17 protein-coding genes are annotated in these 17,572 nt (G+C 66.8%); 2 read left to right on the forward strand and 15 right to left on the reverse strand.

The window, feature by feature from the left end:
* Positions 1-95 precede the first annotated feature (95 nt).
* Positions 96-1,454: a hypothetical protein gene (locus NMQ09_RS04735; RefSeq protein ID WP_255193293.1), complete on the forward strand. Its 1,359-nt coding sequence runs from the start codon at positions 96-98 to the stop codon at positions 1,452-1,454.
* 49 nt (positions 1,455-1,503) lie between these two features.
* Here NMQ09_RS04735 and NMQ09_RS04740 read toward each other — a convergent pair whose 3' ends face one another.
* The 6 genes from NMQ09_RS04740 to NMQ09_RS04765 all read right to left on the reverse strand — a co-directional run bounded on the left by NMQ09_RS04740 (position 1,504) and on the right by NMQ09_RS04765 (position 8,284).
* Positions 1,504-3,327 (reverse strand): ATP-binding protein, encoded by a 1,824-nt coding sequence (locus tag NMQ09_RS04740; RefSeq protein WP_255193294.1) that lies wholly within the window; start codon positions 3,325-3,327, stop codon positions 1,504-1,506.
* 111 nt (positions 3,328-3,438) lie between these two features.
* Entirely contained in the window at positions 3,439-4,224 is a 786-nt protein-coding gene (locus NMQ09_RS04745; protein WP_255193295.1) for a cohesin domain-containing protein, read from the reverse strand.
* On the reverse strand, positions 4,221-5,543 hold the full coding sequence (locus NMQ09_RS04750; protein ID WP_255193296.1) for an iron transporter: 1,323 nt from the start codon (positions 5,541-5,543) through the stop codon (positions 4,221-4,223). The genes NMQ09_RS04745 and NMQ09_RS04750 overlap by 4 nt, the downstream gene beginning before the upstream one ends.
* 120 nt (positions 5,544-5,663) lie before the next feature.
* On the reverse strand, positions 5,664-6,326 hold the full coding sequence (locus NMQ09_RS04755) for a DUF7344 domain-containing protein (protein ID WP_255193297.1): 663 nt from the start codon (positions 6,324-6,326) through the stop codon (positions 5,664-5,666).
* Between the two features lie 252 nt (positions 6,327-6,578).
* Positions 6,579-6,938 carry a DUF7113 family protein gene (locus NMQ09_RS04760; RefSeq protein ID WP_255193298.1) on the reverse strand — a complete coding sequence of 120 codons (360 nt, stop codon included), beginning with the start codon at positions 6,936-6,938 and terminating at the stop codon, positions 6,579-6,581.
* Positions 6,939-7,003: 65 nt separating this feature from the next.
* On the reverse strand, positions 7,004-8,284 hold the full coding sequence (locus NMQ09_RS04765; RefSeq protein WP_255193299.1) for a DNA double-strand break repair nuclease NurA: 1,281 nt from the start codon (positions 8,282-8,284) through the stop codon (positions 7,004-7,006).
* Between the two features lie 149 nt (positions 8,285-8,433).
* Between NMQ09_RS04765 and NMQ09_RS04770 the strand changes: the two genes are divergently transcribed.
* Positions 8,434-8,697 carry a hypothetical protein gene (locus tag NMQ09_RS04770; RefSeq protein WP_255193300.1) on the forward strand — a complete coding sequence of 88 codons (264 nt, stop codon included), beginning with the start codon at positions 8,434-8,436 and terminating at the stop codon, positions 8,695-8,697.
* A 2-nt stretch (positions 8,698-8,699) separates the two neighbouring features.
* On the opposite strand, the gene NMQ09_RS04775 is transcribed toward NMQ09_RS04770, so the two are convergent.
* The 9 genes from NMQ09_RS04775 to NMQ09_RS04815 all read right to left on the reverse strand — a co-directional run bounded on the left by NMQ09_RS04775 (position 8,700) and on the right by NMQ09_RS04815 (position 17,524).
* Positions 8,700-9,086, reverse strand: a complete 387-nt coding sequence (locus tag NMQ09_RS04775) for a MaoC/PaaZ C-terminal domain-containing protein (protein WP_255193301.1) — start codon at positions 9,084-9,086, stop codon at positions 8,700-8,702.
* 67 nt (positions 9,087-9,153) lie between these two features.
* A complete protein-coding gene (locus NMQ09_RS04780) occupies positions 9,154-9,549 on the reverse strand; it encodes a DUF7993 family protein (protein ID WP_255193302.1) in 396 nt (131 codons plus the stop codon).
* A 23-nt stretch (positions 9,550-9,572) separates the two neighbouring features.
* A complete protein-coding gene (locus NMQ09_RS04785) occupies positions 9,573-10,025 on the reverse strand; it encodes a DUF2240 family protein (protein WP_255193303.1) in 453 nt (150 codons plus the stop codon).
* A gap of 5 nt (positions 10,026-10,030) precedes the next feature.
* Positions 10,031-11,764, reverse strand: coding sequence for a phenylalanine--tRNA ligase subunit beta (gene pheT / locus NMQ09_RS04790; RefSeq protein ID WP_255193304.1), 1,734 nt, complete (start codon positions 11,762-11,764; stop codon positions 10,031-10,033).
* Positions 11,764-13,284, reverse strand: coding sequence for a phenylalanine--tRNA ligase subunit alpha (gene pheS, locus NMQ09_RS04795; RefSeq protein ID WP_255193305.1), 1,521 nt, complete (start codon positions 13,282-13,284; stop codon positions 11,764-11,766). The genes pheT and pheS overlap by 1 nt, the downstream gene beginning before the upstream one ends.
* A gap of 260 nt (positions 13,285-13,544) precedes the next feature.
* Positions 13,545-14,378, reverse strand: a complete 834-nt coding sequence (locus NMQ09_RS04800) for a TrmB family transcriptional regulator (RefSeq protein ID WP_255193306.1) — start codon at positions 14,376-14,378, stop codon at positions 13,545-13,547.
* Between the two features lie 256 nt (positions 14,379-14,634).
* Positions 14,635-15,129: an Lrp/AsnC family transcriptional regulator gene (locus tag NMQ09_RS04805; protein ID WP_255193307.1), complete on the reverse strand. Its 495-nt coding sequence runs from the start codon at positions 15,127-15,129 to the stop codon at positions 14,635-14,637.
* 281 nt (positions 15,130-15,410) lie between these two features.
* Positions 15,411-15,731 (reverse strand): DUF7344 domain-containing protein, encoded by a 321-nt coding sequence (locus NMQ09_RS04810; RefSeq protein ID WP_255193308.1) that lies wholly within the window; start codon positions 15,729-15,731, stop codon positions 15,411-15,413.
* Positions 15,732-15,832: 101 nt separating this feature from the next.
* Positions 15,833-17,524 carry an acetate--CoA ligase gene (locus NMQ09_RS04815; protein WP_255193309.1) on the reverse strand — a complete coding sequence of 564 codons (1,692 nt, stop codon included), beginning with the start codon at positions 17,522-17,524 and terminating at the stop codon, positions 15,833-15,835.
* Between the last annotated feature and the right edge of the window lie 48 nt (positions 17,525-17,572).

The following is a 17,572-nucleotide window of genomic DNA, read 5'->3' on the forward strand; positions in this document are numbered from 1 at the left end:
CGCGAGACCGGGCGATCGGCTCGAGCGATTCTGTATCAGTGGTGTGAGTTTCGGGAACGCCTAGAGTAATGTGGCTGGCGCCGCTAGGGTGACCGATGCGACGTTCGATCGTCATCGCGGCCGTGCTGGTCGTTCTCGCCGTTCTGTTCGTCGGTGGTCCCTCGTTGCTCGTCTCGCCGTCGACGAGTGACATCGCGCCGGAAGAAGCCGACGCACCGGCACCGGAAATAGTCTCGCTCGAGGGTGCAGAGAGCGGCTTCTGGCCGTACCTCAACGCTCGAGAGGTACACGAAAAGCGGAGCCCGCTCAACGTCGTCGTCCGCGGGGATACCGACGAGATCGTCAGGGCACTGGGCGACGCGGGCGAGACCGACTGGGAAGAGACAGACCACGACCACTTCGAGGCCGAGGAGCTCGTCGATCCGATCCTCGGAAACGAGAGCGACGACGGCGTCCACGCCCACACGGAAGGTGAGGCGAACGCCTCACAGCTGCTCTCGCCGACCGACATCCCGTGGTCGCAGGCCGACGGGACGACCCGACTCGCCTACCTGGACCCTGGACCCGACGAGGAGGCCTACTGGACGACCGAGACACTCCAGCTCGAGGACGGCGAATACTACGGCTACCGCTACCACATTCGCCTCTACGAGAGTCCCAACCCGGACGACGAGTGGGTCGTCATGCAGACGCACTCCGAACACTTCGACTGGTTCACCCTGCGCCACCGCGTCGACGGCGTCGAGGCCGCCCAGTCACGTGTCGAGGCCGACCTGATGGCCATCCCCGGCGTCGAGGTCCAGCAAGACGTCCACCGGACCTACCTCGGGAACGAGGGGCCGTCGGACGCCGACGGCTGGGCGACGAAGGCCGACCTCACCGCGGTGGCGAGTCTCGCGTTCGTCGTCGGCCTCGCCGCCCGGCGCGAGGGCGTCCTCGAGCGCGCTGGCACGGAGGTCGACGAGCACCTGACCGACGTCGACCGCGCGCGGCTTTCGGCCGCCGCCGACCGGATCGAAGCCCGACACCTGATCCTCGCGGGGACCGTCCTCACGGTGATCCTCGGGGTCCGCATCGCGGGAATCGCGCTGGATCGCCACGCGGGCGTTCTCTCCGTGCACGCGATCGCCGCCCTGCTCTACCCAGTCATCGCCGTCGGGCTCCCGCTCGCGGCGTACGCCATCGCGAGCGGCCTCGAGCGCCGGCTCGACGCCGCCGTCGCCGCGTCGGGCTCGCTCGCGGTGGCGATCTGGATCGACTACGGACTGCTCGGCGTGGACTCGCTGGCGATCGACGTCGTGCTCCAGCGCATCCTCGTCGTCGTTGCGTTCGGCCTGATCGCCGGCGGGGCGGCGAAGCGGGCGACGCGCGAGTCGCGCCTGAACGACATGCTGCTCGCCGGCGTCGCGCTGTGGGTGATCGTACTCGTCGGGACGCTGTTCGGGTATCTGTGAGCCCGGGAGCGGACTCGTCACTCGAGCCGCTATCAGGCTTGCCGAACGCCTAGTCCCGCCCGTGGCGGGTCAGACACCGGGAGAGCCCGATCAACTCGACGGGCTCCGAATTATCGGGCGAGTAGACCACCATCTGCCCTTTCTCCATGTAGGGCACCTTCGACTCGAGGTTGCTCGGGATGTTGACGCTCTTGATGGCGTCCTCGTCACCGAGATTGAGCACGACGGTGGTGTTGATCTGTTTGAAGACCGCGTCGTCGATGTCCTGAGGGTCCTGGGTGATGAGAAAGAGTCCGAGTCGCTCTTTTCGTCCCTGTTTGGCGGCCTCGGTGAACTTCGTGATGACTTTGCGCGCTTGCACGCTGTCGGCGTCGGTGAGGAAGTTGTGCGCCTCGTCCATCCCGAGGACGAGCGGCGTCTCCTTGATCCGGTCGTAGGTCGGGTCGTTCGAGAGCTTCTCGTCGATCAGCAGACTCGAGAGCGCGAGCACGACGGCCTCGGTCGCCCGGCTGTCGTTGACGTGGTAGGTGGGGACGACCGACAGCCCACCAGGACGGACGAACTGGTGGACCAACTCGGTGATCGGGCGGGCGTCCTGGTCGAACACCGAGTCGAAGCCGAAGACGCGCCGGCGGACGGCGTCGTAGGTCGCCTCGTGGACGCGGCCGGACTCGTCGAGTTCCTCCCGGAGCGCGGGATCGTCGAGGAAGGATTTGAACTCGGCGTACGTGCCAGCGTTCCCGTACTGTTTGAAAAAGCGGTCGATCAGGTAGGTGAGCGCGCCGTACTGGTTGTCGTTGAGCGAGCCACCGGAGACGAGCCACGGCCGACTCCGGCACATCGAGAACGGAATCGTGAACTCGACCTGTTCGGCACGGTGGTGACCACCCGAGTAGGCGGCGTCCCCGACTTTGGGGACGAACGCCACCGTGTCGTCGTGGCCGCCGTAGGCGACCCCCTCACGCTCGAGGCGCCGAGCGTACTCGCCGTCCAGTTCGGGGTTGTCGTCGTGCATCTGGGCGTACTCGTCCTGCGGGTCGAACTGGACGACCGCGGCCTGGACCTCCCGGCCGTCCTCCATGGGGTAGGTCCGCTCCTCGCTCAGGTACTGTCGGAGGACGTTCTTCGCGGCGTGGGTCTTCCCCGAGCCCGTCCCGCCGGCGATCAGGGAGTGTCGGAACACGAGCGGGTCGCCCGCCTCGTAGTCGTCTTTGAGCCGGTAGTCGATCGTCGGGGGCGAGGCCGCCGTCTTCACTTTTTCGCCGCCCACGGAAAGGTGACCCAGGAAGACGCCGTCCTCGGGGATCTTCAGCCCCGTCTTGATCTCCTCGACGTCGGTCGCCTGCCGGATCACCGTCGCCGGCTTCGGCACCCGGTCGGTCAGCCGCCGCCTGAGCTCGCCGTCGTCAGAGTACAGCACGGCGACAGGTTCCAGCGAGGCGACGAACTTGTAGTCGGCCTCGTCGATCCCACTGGCGCGCATCGCTCGCCGGGCGTGGATCTCCGTCGCGTCGTCGGCGTGAAACTGCTGGGCGTACTCGAGCCCCGAGATACGACAGAACAGCGTCTCGCCGTCGGGGTACGGTGCGAGCAGGTACGCCCCGATACGGACCGACGAGCGGTTCCCTCGGGTGACGTACGCGCGCAACGTCGTCTCCGTCTCGTCCTCGGCGATCCGCAGCCCCTGGGAGACGCAGATCGTCCCGATGCCGGTGTCCTCCCCGCGGGGTTCGACCGACGTCGGCTCGAAGTCCTCGGTTGCCTCCGCGTTCCCGTCAGCGCCCGCGCTCGAGCCGGCGTCGTCCGGCTCGTCCCCACGCTCGTCGGAGTCGTCGTCACCGCCGAAGTCGCCGAAGTCGCCCAGCTCGGCCATGTACACGTCATCTGTCGCATCGGTAAAACACCTTTCCCATCGTGTCTGTCGCGATCCGGTGAACCTCCCCTCGATCGAACGGGAGTGTGCCGACGGGCGGAAATAGCCGGTTCACCGACGAGCGAATCGATGTCCGGCGACGGCCGCACCGACGAGCAGTGCGACGACCGCGATCCCGCCGGCGACGGCCGTGAACGCGGGGATCGGGTCGTCGTCGGTCTCGAGCGGTTCGTCAGTCCTGTCAGCTGACGCCTCGCCTTCGAGGTCGTCGAGTTCGCCGTAGTCGGACGACTCGCGGGGCTCGCCGCCGCCGTCGATCACCACGGTGACGGGTCGCTCGAGGATCGGCAAGGGCTGGTCGTCCGCGAGCTCGGCGCTCGTCTCGTCGAGGTCGATCGTCGCGTTCGACGGCGGGGCGTCCTCGGCGACGCGGACGGTGAGCGTCGCGAAGACGTCCTCGCCGGTCGCGCCACCTGCGGGCGGCTCCTCGTACTGGCGGACCTCGGTCACGCCCCGGTCGTTCGCCACCGTGACCTCGGTTTCGACGTCGGCGTCCGCCCCGAACCACGTGCCGGCGTCGACGTCGGTCACCTCGAGGTGGTCGGGGTGGTACTGCGCCCGGAGGGTGACGTTCTCGACGCCGGCGCTGCCGTGGCCGCCCCAGCTACGCACGACGACGTCGACCTCGAACACCTCGCCGGGCTCGACCTCGACCTGGTGGGGAACCGGATCGACGACGGCGAGCTGGTCACCCGCGACGGCGGTACCGATCGCCGGCCCGCCGAGTGCGAGCCCGACAGCGACGAAGACGATGGCAACGCCCCCGAGGACCCAGCGAGCGACCGCGCCGACTCGAGCGCCCGAGCGTCGGTCCTCCTCGAGCCGTCGACGACTCATGGTGAGAGCTCGAGGGTGACGTCAGGCATCTCGACGAAGGCGGTTTCGTACCCCTGGTGACGCGAGACCTGTGGCGGCGTCCGAACCGCGATCGTCAGCTCGTCGCCGTCCGAGGCGCTCGAGAGCGGCGCCCCGTAGTGATACTCGAGTTCGTGGTCGAGCGTCTCGACGAGGTCGACCGTCTCGGTTCCGTCCGCGCCCTCGAGCGTCGCCTCGAGGGCCATCAGGGGGAGCACACACCGGTTGTACGGCGTTCGCGGCGAGATGGCGAGGTACCACTCGTCGCCGTCGACGAAGCGCGAGCCGGGCGCTATGAGCGTCGTCGCGAGGACGGCGTCACCGCTCTCGGGCGTCCCCTGGAGCGTGCCGGGGAGGGCTTGGGCTGGCGGCAGCGCGGAGTAGGAGACGTCGTGCTCGTCGTGGTGGCGGTGGTCGTCGTCGTGGTGGTCGTTGTGATTGTGCTCGTCGTGGTGGCGGTGGTCGTCGTCGTGGTGGTGATCGTGATGGTCGTGGTGGTGATCGTGATGGTCGTGGTGGTGATCGTGATGGTCGTGGTGGTGATCGTGATGGTCGTCGTGGTCTCCGTGTACGTGATCGCCGTGGCCCATCGGCTCGAGCGCGCCGGGTTCGCCCCACTCCTCCTCGGGGAAGTACTCGATCCCTTCGACGAGCGTGTGGAGGTCGTCCCGATCGAAGTCGAACTCGAACGCGAAGTCGACTGCCTCCTCGAACCGCCCCTCGAACGCGCCGATTCGGCGGACGTCGAGGGGGGCGATGCGGCCCTCGACGCGGTAGGTCCCGTCGCCGTCGAGAGGAACGTTGTCCCCGAAGTGAAAGCCCATCTGCTGGGAGATCATCAGCCAGCCGGTGGTGGTGCTCACGAGGTCGTCGTCGCTGAACAGCTCGAGGGTGACGCTCGCGTCGATCGGAACGACGACGCCCGTCTCGCGGTCCCAGACGGTCACCATCAGGTGGACGTCCTCCTCGGGCGTCGGCTCGTGGTGTTCGAGGTCGCCGGTGAAGATCCAGAACGGGTGGGGGTAGGTGTACATCGGCGCGACGACGTACTCGCCGGCGACGACGGGCTCGAGCATCACCATCTGCTCTCGGTGCGTCGGCCGGTAGACGGCCTCGGGCGGGTCCTCGATTTCGGGGAACGCGAGAAGGTCGTTCTCGAGGTCGTTACCGATTCCGTCGTCGGCGTCTGCCCCGTCGTCACCCCCGTTGCTCGTACAGCCGGCGACGGCGAGTCCCCCGGCGATCGTCGCCCCCTCGAGCAGCCGTCGGCGAGTGTAGCGCGGCTGTCGTGGCCCGGTCATTCTCGCTCGTGAGTTGTCGTCGATCCCGTATGTACGTGCGCCCTCTGGCAGAACCTGTGGCTATCTCGGTTCGGCGGCAATGCGTTCACGGCCGCGCCGTCGGACGGCGCTCCAGTGAGGTTAGCGGCCGAGAAGCGCGGGATGGCCCCGGTACGTGACGCGATCGCTCGAGTGATCGTAGTCGACGACGTCGAGGTCGGCCATCGCTGGCAGGTGAACGTGTCGGAGATCGATGTGTGCACGGGTCGCGTCGGATGGCGAAACTGCGTCGGTCGAGATTCCCGCTTCGATGGCGACGATGCGCGTCGCGAGTTCGTCGACCGCAACGGTGTCGCCGCGATCGAGCGCGACGAGCACCGTCCGCCGACGGGGATGGGCGAGGAGTTCGAACAGTTCCCCCGACCGGTGGATGCCGAGCGGCTCGAGAAAGGCCTCGAGTCGGTCGACGTCAACGTCGGGATCGTCGGCGAGTGTGACGGTTTCCATCCGGCGATCCCAGGCGAGGAGACCGTGGGTGACCAGCATCGGCAGGTGACGATGGTACAGGTCCACGTGCACGTCCCGGCGCTGTTCGGCCGACGGCATGGCGGTCGGATCGGTGTCCTCGAAAGTGAGGATCATGGAGACGAGTTCCGTCATCGACAGCGAGCCACCTCGTTCGAGCAGAAGCGAGCACACCATCGATCGTCGGGGGTGGGAGAGTATCTCGTAGAGATCACCGTCGCCGTCGGCGATCACATCGCGTTTCCGATCTCCCTCGCCGTACCGTACGTCGAGGCTCATACTCAGAGGCATCAGCTACGGGGGAAAAAGGTCGTCCCCTATACGATTTGGTCTCGGAAACCTGAACGTCAGGTGGCGAGCAGCCAAATGAGCCTGTCTCAGCCGTCCACTGCCGTTTCGGCGGTTCTCCAATCAGCGGCGACCGTCCCGGCTGGGACACACTGATCAGCAATGACGCATTCGATCGGCTCGACCACCGCAACCGACAGGCGACGTCGGCAGGCGTCTCTACCTGATCCCTGGCCTCTGCTTTCATCCAACCTGATCGCCGGATGGACGGCCCTCGTGTTCTTTTTCGACCGCCACCTCGACGTCATCGGGTTCGACGCCGATCCGGGCAAACTGGGTCCGGACGTGATCCTCGGCCGCCTCGAGCGCCTGATCTCTGGTGTCGAACCCGCGGGGCATCGGCGACTCGAACGCGATGTTGATCTCGCGGTCGGCGAGCTCCATGCTCGAGCCGCCGCTGTCGACCTCGTAAAACTCGTCACAGACCCAGACGTAGGCGGCGTCTTCGTCGGGGGCGCCCCTGAATCGGGGCGACTCTTCGCCGCGCTCGTAGATCGTTCCGGTGAGTTCGGTTCCGCCGGCGCGGCCTCGGACGAGGAGCATACTGCTCACTTCGACGCCGACGCTTAAAAGCCGTGTGCGAGGCGACGAGTCCCACCGCGACCGCGTCACGCGAACTCGTCGTTCCAGCGGTGGTCGTCGTACGTCCGATCTTGCGTCGTGTCGAACGCCGTCTCGAGCGTCTCCCGGAGCGATCGTTTCTCGGTCGCCCCGATGCGGGCGAGTTCGTCCGCCTTCTCGACGACCGGCGGCGGGCCGCGGGAGACGGCGACGTCGGAGAGCAGTTGCAGCGTCAGCGCCTCGCGAACGTCGGGATCGCGCGTGAACGCGTAGGGCGCCTCGATACGGTAGACGAGGTCGGTTCGGGGATCGTAGACGACGAAGAAGGTGACCTCGTACGCCTCGGGCTCGAGTCCCCGGTCCACCCCGAGGGCGTCGCCGTCGACCGAGAGCGGCCGGTCGACGCCGCCGCGCGACCGGAACCAGCCGGTGTAAGTGAGCGCCGAGGTGTCCCGCTCCCACCGGCGGCCCTCGACGTCGTCGACGTACTCGCCGCGCTCTAAGACGCGCGTAAAAAAGGCCGAATCGTCGGCCCACGGGGCGTCGATCCCGGCCTCGCGCTTTCGCTTGAGCGTCCGACAGAGCACCCGCGTCGAGGGGTTCTTCACGAAGCCGACGAGCGGAATCCCGCGCTCGACGAAGTCCTCGACCAGCCGGAGGTAGTTCTCGAGGACCGTCGTCGGCCGCGGATCCTCGAGCAGGAAGTCCTCGAGGTCGGGGTGCTGGTCGGCCCAGCGGAGGAGCCCACGAGGGTAGAGCGGGCCGTCGAGGACGAGGAGGTCACTCACCGCCTCGGCGTGACGTCGGGCGTGTTCGCTCTCGGCCTGATAGAGCGCGAGCGCGTGGACGACTCCCTCGGCGAAGCGCGGCAGCGGCGGGACCTTCACTGCCCGGCTTCGGCTGTACCCTTCGTCGAACTTCCCCCAGCGGTCGTCGACGGTCGCCGTCTCGTCGTTCGAGTGGACCGTGGCGACGACGGTCCGCGAGCGGTGGAGCTCGAGGTCACTGGGTGTCGACGCCATCGCGGCCTGGGCGACGTCGATCACCAGCCCGTTTCGGAACGTCGTCGGGTTGATCGTCCCGGCGTCGAGGCCGTGCTGGGTCGGGAACGGCCGTTCGGCGAGGGCGACGTCCTCGCAGTCGACCACGTGCCGGGAGACCTCGGCGACCGGCTCGAGGACGGTCCGCCCCCGGTCGTCCGTCAACGGGTCGAGAAACGACTCCCAGACCGTCTCGGCGAACTCGCGGTGGTCGCGCTCGTCTGCACCGTGGTCGATCCGTCGCGCGAGCCGCGCGATGCCGTCGAAGTGAACCGGATCGAGCGTCATACCAACGGCGACCCGGCCAGCCGTCAAAAGTCTCGTGATACGTCTCGCGATCCGACGGGTTCTCGGTCGAGCGTCAGAATTCACTCGCACTCGTGTAAGTTTATATCAGAAAGCGTATGCCTGCCGGCTCTCGAGGGACGGCTATCTCGATGTCCGAACGAGCGACCCGGGACGTGGCGTCCGAGGGGGAGGCAATCAACTGGCGGGGGACGAGCACGGGGGTAACGATCTACGACGAGACGAACCCCGACGCGTGGGTTCGGATGGAGTTCACAGCGGGGGTAGCGCCCGAACACCGGCTCTTCATGATCTGTCCCGACTGTGGGGCAATTTTCGCCCAGCGGACGACCCCGGGTAACGGCTCGGTCTGTGGCGATTGCGGAGCGCGATTCGACCACGCTTCGCGGGAGTGATTTCACGCTCCTTTCCAGACGATTCCCGAGAGCGAGCCGCTCATCACCGTCTCACCGTCGTCGCTCCGGCAATCGATCGCCACCGAGACCACGTACCGATCGTCGCGCTCCTCGACCTCCTCGTGCGTCCACGTGCAGGTGATCGGCTCGCCCGTGTAGACCGGTCGGTGGAACGTGAACGTCATCGTGTGCGCCAGCACCTCGAGGTCGCCGCCGATCTTCGTGGGCAGTGTCGCCGTCAGCAACCCGTGGACCATCAGCCGGCCGTCCCCGTCCGGTTCGACGTGCTGGGGCTGGGTGTCCCCCGACAGCGACGCAAAGCGCCGAACGTCCTCGGTCGTGAACGTCCGCTCGAAGACGTACTCCTCGCCCGCGTTCGGACTCGTCATGGGTTGTCACACGATACTCGAGCGATCACGTAAAGCTAGGTTTCGCGGGCGGACCGTTCCGTGATCGTTACTGCCGGTCGCCAGCACCTGCGGCCCGACTCGCCGCCTGGACGACGGCCGTCGCGCGCTTGACCGCCGCGCCGCTCTCGACGAACACGATCGTCCGCGGGGGCGTCGTCGCCTTCGGCCGGACGCGCAGGTCCCGCTCGCGGGCCGCCTCGAGTCCCGCCTCCTGGCCCGCCTCGAGTTCGACGTGGGCCCGGTCGGGGTGGACGAAGACGCGAGCGAATCGCTCGCCGTCGCGCACGATGGTGTACGCTCGCGCCCCCTCGACGGTCGGCTCGACGTCCCGGTCGGCGTCCGTCACGGCGATGCGCTCGAGTTCGTCGTCCCGCCGGCCGTCGAGTTCAGAGGCGAGTAGCTCGGCGATCCGGCGACCGTCGGTGATCCGGTCTTCGACCATACGTCTCCCTCTCGCTCGCGGGGTTAATCCGCTTCGAACAGCGCCGCTCGCGCTACGGGGACGAGCTCGGAGACGTCCAGTCCCTGGCGGCGGGCGTAGACCACCGCCGCGGTCTCGATCGTGACGCCGAGTTCGTGCTGGAGCGCGTTGATCGCCCCCACTGCCTCGTGTTTCTCCACGCCCTCGGCGACGAGCGCGTCGAGCACGCGTTCGAACGCCGACCGCTCGCGAAGCAGGTCCTCGTCCGGGACGAACGCCTCGGGGATCGTCACCGCTGCGGGGTCGAACGTGCAGGTGAGCTGGGCCTCCTCGCGCTCGAGCAGTCCTTCCTTGGTGGCCACGTCGACCAGCCGCTTGGCCTGGTCGGGCGAGAACCAGTCCCGGTCGAGCGAGAGCGCGACGACGAACTCGTTCTCCCGGAGCGACCGGGTCCCGTTCTGGGCGAACGGCGCGGCGACGGCGACGCGCAGACTCATATCGATCAGCGAAGCGCCTCGAGGTCGAACTCGAACGCCGCGACGGGCAACTCGAGGTCGTGTTCGACGAGCACTTTCGGGTGAACCTCGCCGATCACGCCGACCGCCTCGCCGTCGACGACGACGGCCGCGGTGCGACCCGGGATGAACGTCGGGTGCTCCGTCGGCGGCGTCTCGAGGTCGACGTCGAAGTTGCGCGCGAGCGCCTGGAGGCGCGCTTTCGCGTCCTCGTAGGCGGCGTCGTGGCGCGCGAGGACGGCGCCGACCGACCGACGTTCGCCCACGCCGGTGTTTTCGGACCCCTCGAGCTCGGCGGCGAAGCCGATCTCGGCCAAATCCTGCGGATAGGCGCGGTGGGTGTTTCGCTCGAGGACCATCAGCAGCGATGGCAGGACCCACGTCCGGAGCATGGTGTAGTCCTCGCTGTAGGGCTCTTTGATCGTCGCCGGCTCGCCGGCGCCGTAGACGTCGTCCTCCGAACTGAGCCCGAGGCGGTCGTAGTTCTCCGCCTCGCTGATCATGTGGAAGTTCAGCATGTCCTCGAAGCCCAGGCCCACGAGGAGGTTTCGAGCGGCGTTCTCGAGGCGGCTGCGCTCGTGGCGGCCGCCGACGGTGCCCACGTCGGGGTACTTCGGCTCGAGTTCGTTGAAGCCGTAGGCGCGCCCGAGGTCGTCGATCACGTCGACGGGATGGAGGACGTCGACGCGGTACGGCGGGATCGTCACCTCGTAGACGAGGCCCTCGTCGGTTTCCTCGCGCTCGGCCTCGAGGCCGGAGCGCTCGGCGAGGTCGATCACCTCGTCGGGATCGAGGTCGATACCGAGGACCGTCTCGATGCGATCGTGACTGACGGTCTTCGTCTTGGTCGAGAGGTCGGGTCGGACGAGTTCGGTGCCGACCGACTCGTACGCCGGGTCGTCGGGGTACTCGACGGTCACCTCCTCGATCCGAGCCCCGCGTGCGGCGAGGGCGTAGCAGACGATGGTGCACATCTTGTCGATCGTCCACTGGTCGGTGCCGGTCATCTCGACGAAGAGGTCCCGCGAGTCGGTGGTGACCTCCGTCCGGCGGCCGTTGATCACCGGCGGGAACGAGAACAACCCGATATCGTCGTAGATCGCCGGATACCGGTCGTACTCGCTCACGAGGTCGGCGTAGGTGCGCCCCGTCTGGTGCTCTTCGAGCACCTGTTCGGGCGTCATCTCCTCGTCGGCGTCGAGCGGAACGAATCGGTCGCCGTCGGGGGACACGCCGACGTAGCGGATGGTCGGGTTGCCATCCGTCGCCGGGCTTCCTTTCAGCATCGTCAGGTCGTGAATGCCGATTGCGCCCTTCGCGCGCTTTCGGCCCATCGTCGCGTGGAGCTTCTCCTGGAGCTGGATCAGCGACTCGAGGGCGTCCTCGTCTAAGTCGACGTTTCGGATCACGGCGCCCGTGACGTAGGGGCGCTCGTCGGGCACCGACTCCTCGACCTCGATGGCCCAGTCGGGCGAATTGGTCGACGGGACGGCGACCCCGCGAGCGTCGCCGTACTGGTAGCGAAGCGAGCGGGCGACGCCCTCGACCGAGAGCCGGTCGAGCCGGTCGGGGGCGAACTCGAGTTCGAACTCGCCCTCCTCCGTTTCGCCTTCGTACTCCAGGCCGAGCGCGAAGAGGTCCTCGATCAACTCGTCGTCTCCTTTCTCCTCGTGGCCGGTCAACTCGCGCAGTTCGTCGGGGTCGACGTCGACGGTTGGCATCAGTAGGTCACCTCCGTTTCCCGCAGCAGTTCGAGGTCACAGAGCGTTCCGTGGATGTCGCGGATGTCCTCGAAGCCGTACATCAGCATGAGCAGTCGCTCGAGGGCGAGCCCCCAGGCCATCACGTCACAGTCGACGCCCAGCGGTTCTAACATCTCCGGGCGGAAGATGCCGGAGTTGCCGATCTCGACGAGCTCGCCCGTCGTCGGGTGGGTACCGAACAGCTCGAAGGAGGGTTCGGTGTAGGGGTTGTAGTGGGGTTTGAACTCGATGTCGTGGATGCCGAACTGGGCGTAGAACTCCTCGAAGGTGCCCATCAGGTCCCGGACCGAGAGGTCCTCGGCCATCACCCAGCCCTCGATCTGGAAGAACTCGAGTAAGTGCGTCGGGTCGAGCGTGTCGTTTCGGTACACCTTCTCGACGCTGAAGTATCGCTGGGGCGGCTCCAATCGCCCGATCTCCTCGCCCGACAGGTAGCGCGCAGAGAGCGACGTGGTGTGCCCGCGAAGCGCGAGCGCGCGGGCGAAGTCCTCGTCCCAGGGGGAGTGATACCCCTCGCCGTCGGCGCCGACGCCCTGGCGATGGGCGCGCTCGACGCGCTCGACCAGGTCTGCGGGGAGCTCGTCGATGTGGGTCGGCTGCTCGAGGGCGAACCGGTCCCAGTGCGTTCGCGCCGGGTGGTCCTGGGGCATGAACAGGCAGTCGTTGATCCAGAAGTCCGCGTCGGCGTGGGGGCCTTCCATCTCCTGGAAGCCCATCCCGACTAAGACGTCCTTGACTCGTTCGGCCGTCTGGCGCAGGATGTGGACCTTGCCACCGTCGATGCGTTCTGCGTCGGCCCCCACGTTGTACTCGGCGAACTCGACGTCGCGCCACTGGCCGCTCGTGAGCAGGTCGGGCGTCACCGCGCCGACCGTCTCGGCCGTCTCGACGCCCGCCATCAGCGTCGTCACACCCTCATCGGTGAGCGTGACCTCGCGGATCGTCGTCTCGCGGCGCTCGACGAGGTCGCGGCGCTCGAGGTGCTCGAGGACCTCGTCGTCGAGGTCGCTCGGCTCCTCGCTCTCGCCCGCAGCCAGCGCCGAAAGTGCCGTCGCCTCGGGATCGGCGTCGCTTTCGGCGTCCGGCGCGGCGGTGATCTCGCCGCTCTCGATCGCGCCGTAGCCCTTCCGGGCGTAGTTCGACAGCGCGATGTTCACGCCAGCGCCCTCGAGGCCCGACGCGCCGATGACCTGTCCCATCTGAACGGAGTCATCGTCGGCGCCGGCCTGGCGGGCGGCCTCATAGAGGCGGACCTCCGGGAGGCCGTCCTCGACGTACTCGCTGCCCTCGTCGGTGAGGGTGATCGTCTGCTCGACGCGCTCGTCCACGGCGACCAGCCCCTCCGCCTCGAGTTCGAACGCCGCCCCGGTGACGGTCTCAGGCGGAAGGTCGGTCGCGGAAGCGAGGGCGTCGACGGACTGTGCCTCGTCTGCGCTCGCGGTCTCTAACACCGCGGCCTGTGCTTTCGGTAGTTGCATTCGCTTACCTCTATGGCTGTGGGTCGGTCAGTTAGCGGTTCCGACTCGGCGCGGACGGTTTCGCCCTCGGCGCCCGGTGTGGGCGCCTCGAGGTCCACCGGCCCGGCTCATCGGGCGAAGAAGAAGCCGAACCCCGGCCGTGCTGGGTGCTCGCCTGCGATCGACCGTCTGTGGGGTTCGGATGCCATGTGCGAACGGTTGTGAGGGGTCGTAAAAAACGTTACGCGTCGCGTCCGGTCGACGTCGTGCGGTGGCGCCCGCTACCCCGCAGAAACGTCAGGATCGTCGGCCGGTGACAAGCCCGTCGCCATCAGCCGGCGAGCGATCACCACCAGCCCGTTGTCGAACCCTCTGCCGAACACCGCCTTCTCGGTCTCGAGGCCATCGCCGCCGGTTTCGTTGACCGAACTGACGAGGATCGTGTTTCGGTCGACCAACAGGAGCCGGCTGATCGTCGTCTCGTCTGCGGGGTCGATCGGTGAACTCGCCAGCCACTCGAGCCCCGAGACGAACACGTCGGTGTCGGGAAGCGCGTCCTGGAGTGCCCCCTGCATCTCCTCCGTCGACGCACCGACGATGACGGTGAGGCCCGCGTCTCGAGCCGCGTGCAGTTCCTCGAGCAACTCCTCCGTGACGACGTCGCCCCGGCCGGCGACGAAGATGACCTCCCGTCCGGCACCCTCGACGAGTTGCCGCGTCCGGTTCGCGATCGACGGACTGCCCGACAACGCCCAGACCTCGTGGGTCACCTCCCGGTCGTCGTCACCCGACGCGGGGGCGATCGTTTCGATCAGGTCGACGAGCGTCTCCGTTCGCGATTCGTACTCCTGGCGGAGCGTCTCGGCCGCCTCCCCGACCGGAACGGACCGAAACTGCTTCGGACTCGAGTGTTGAACCTCGACGAGCCCCTTGCTCTCTAACACCCGGATCGCGTCGTACACGCGGGTCCGGGGGACGTCGGAGTTCTCGCTTATTTCCTTGGCCGTCCCTTTCGGGAGGCGCGTCAGCGCCACGAAGCACCGCGCTTCGTACTCTTTCAACCCGAGTTGCTGAAGCAATTCGACTGCTTGCTGCCGATTAGATAATTCGTCCATGGGTCCCAACCATGCTACCGGGAGCTTCCGGTACCGTCTCCGGTGTTATGCCGCCGCTTACAAGATAGTTCCTGTCCCACCAACCGGTCTCGACAATCATACCAACTTCGAGTGCGTCAACGGCTATGAATCACACTCATACAAAAGCCGATACGTTGCGAATATTGTGGCTTATGGAGCATTATACTCCGGTATTCACAATCAAAGATATTTGAAACACGGAAATGGCTCCGAAATACTGTGGATTCCAGAACTATCACGGTCCTGCATCCGACGTCCCACCATCCAGGTCGGCGAAATGGAAGTGATCGAACGGCTGCCTCCGTCGCCGTTTGATGAGTTCGGAGCTCTCGATCTCGAGGCCGAGGTCGTGGATCGCATCCGTGATCCGGGAGATGTCGGTCGTGCTCGTCGCGACGACCTCGACGTGGATGTTATGTCGGCCAGTCATCATCTCGCGGAGATCGACCACCCCCTGTACGTCCAGAATTCGATCGGCCAGTTCGGACCGGTGGCTCGCCGGTGCGGTGCAGATGAAAAGCACCTGTAACGGCAGGTTCGCCGCTTCGTAGTCGATCTCCGGATGATAGCCGTTGATCACCCCCTCCGTTTCGAGCCGGTCGATTCGGTTTCGAACCGTGCTCGGCGAGACGCCGACGGTCTCGGCGATCTCCTGGGCGGTCGTGCCTCGAGCGTCACGCTGGAGGCGATACAGAATTCCTCTGTCGACCTCGTCCAACTCCCTGGGCATACCGATACAGTCGTGGACGACACATATGTACGCTGGGCCGTCGACGCGTCGAACGGTCCGATACAGATCGTCACCCAGATAATCACAGTAAGGTTATACCGGACCGGTTCGAAGGGGAACCTGGCACGGAATTCAGCAGGGTCCCAACCACTGACGTTCCGTGCCATCGTTTCTCGAGAGTCGCGACTCCTCGTCCAGTTAGCGAACCACGGGACGAGCCGCGTCGACAAAATTAGGACCCCGCCGCACCGTACACGTGAGCAGTCCTCGAGCGCCGATCGCTACGGAGACAGGTCGCTGGGAAGCTCCTCGCGATTCTCGTGCAACAGGGTGAGCAACGGCTCGAGGTCGTCGAACCGTGGACCCTTGATCACCGTTCCCGTCGACCGATCCCACTCGACGTATCCGGCCGCCGCCAGCTTGGGCAGGTGAACGTGTCGCAGTTCGATCGTCAACGCCCGTTCGTCGGCGGCCCGGTCCGATCGATCGGGTTCTACTGGTCGATCCGGCTGGGGATTGTGTGCCAGCAGCGAGAGCAGCAATCGCCGCCGATGGACGTTCGACACCATCTCGAACTGCTCGTCGAGCGCGTGAGAGGCCATATCCAGTTATGGATCCCGAGCAACAAGAAAGACACAGCTTTTCAGAATTTACCACCGTTTGAGGAACTGAGTGACAGACCGAGTCGGCGGGAAGAAGCGGCTCAGCCGCCGTCCTCGAGCAGCTTCCGCCGCTTTATTTTCCCCGTCGTCGTCTGGGGGAGCGAGTCGACGAACGCGATCTCGCGGGGATACTCGTACTGGGCCAGGTTCTCTCTGACCAGTGACCGAATCTCCTCGCGCAGGTCGTCGTCGCCGTCGACGCCCGAGACGGGCTGGACGAACGCTTTGATCACCTCGCCGCGGGTCTCGTCCGGAACGCCGACGACGCCGACCTGTTCGACGTCGGGGTGCTCGAGGATGGCCCGCTCGACCTCGCCCGGTCCGACCCGGTAGCCGCTCGTGATGATGACGTCGTCGTCGCGCGCTTTGAACCAGCAGTAACCGTCCACGTCGCGCCAGCCGAGGTCACCGGTGCGGTGCCACTCGCCGACCGTCGCCGCCGCGGTCTGCTCGGGTTTGCGCCAATACTCCTCGAACACCACCGGATCGTCGCCGTCTCGACGAACCGCGAACTCGCCGACCTCGCCGAGCGGCAGCTCCGTCCCCGTCTCGGGGTCGATGACCGCCACCTCGTGGCCCGGTACCGGCTTGCCCATGCTGCCGACCCGGGCAGGGAACCAGTCGCGGCAGTTCGTCACCAGCAGGTTCGCCTCCGTCTGGCCGTAGAGTTCGTTGACGACGACGCCGTCCAGTTCCTCGTCGGCCCACTCGAGGATCTCCGGCGTCAGCGGCTCGCCGCCCGAGCAGATCGCCTCGAGTGCGAGGTCGTACGTGGTTGCGGGCTCGTCGACCTCCATTAACATGCGGATCGCCGTCGGTGGGAGAAACGCGTCGGTGACCTCGAACGCCTCGAGGATCGAGAACGCCTCGTCGGCGTCGAATCCCGCCATCGGGGAGCCGACGACGGGCTGGCCGTAGTGCCACGCCGGAAAGAGGAGGTCGCCGAGCGCGCCGATCCACGCCCAGTCGGCGGGCGTCCAGTAGACCGACTCGAAGACGTCCCGCTCGAAGTACATGTGGAAGGCCGGACAGTGGCCGAGCCAGACGCCGTGGCCGTGTAAGACTCCCTTCGGCGGCCCGGTCGACCCGCTCGTATACATGACGATCGCCGGGGTATCGACGTCGGTCTCGGGGAGGTCGCGCTCGGCGGCGTAGCCGTCGAGTACGTCCGCGAACGGGTGGATCTCGGTGGACGATCCGGTGGCACCCACCTCCTCGCGAGCGACGTCGGCGGCCGCCGCTGGCGCTCCGTCGTCGCCGACGACCACGACGTGCTCGAGCCCAGGACACTCCTCGAGGGCGTCGTCGACACGGTCGCCGACGCTCGCGTCGACGACGGCCACCCGCGCCTCGCTGTCGGCCAGCCGGTAGCCGAGGGCGTCGGGGCCGAACAGCACCGAGAGCGGTATCGAAATGGCTCCAAGCTTCCAGCAGGCGAGGTGGGTGAGGGGATTCTCGGGGCGCTGTGGCAGGACGACGCCGACGCGGTCGCCCCGCTCGACACCCAGCGCCTCGAGCGCGTTCGCCAGCCGGTTCGACCGCCGATCCAGGTCCCTGAACGTGTACGTCTCCCGTCGCCCGTCCGGGTAGGTCTGGTACAGCGCCACCGCATCGGGATCGTCGTGTTTTCGGACCAGATCGTGGGCGGCGTTGTACCCTTCCGGAACGTCCCACTCGAACGCCTCCCGGGCGGCCTCGTAGGTGTCTCCCTCGAGCGTGAGATGCCACGACATGTGTTGACGAGCGACTCGAGCCCCGATAAACGTAACTGCCAGTTGATG

Source organism: Natronobeatus ordinarius (assembly GCF_024362485.1).
Taxonomy (GTDB): Archaea; Halobacteriota; Halobacteria; order Halobacteriales; family Natrialbaceae; genus Natronobeatus; species Natronobeatus ordinarius.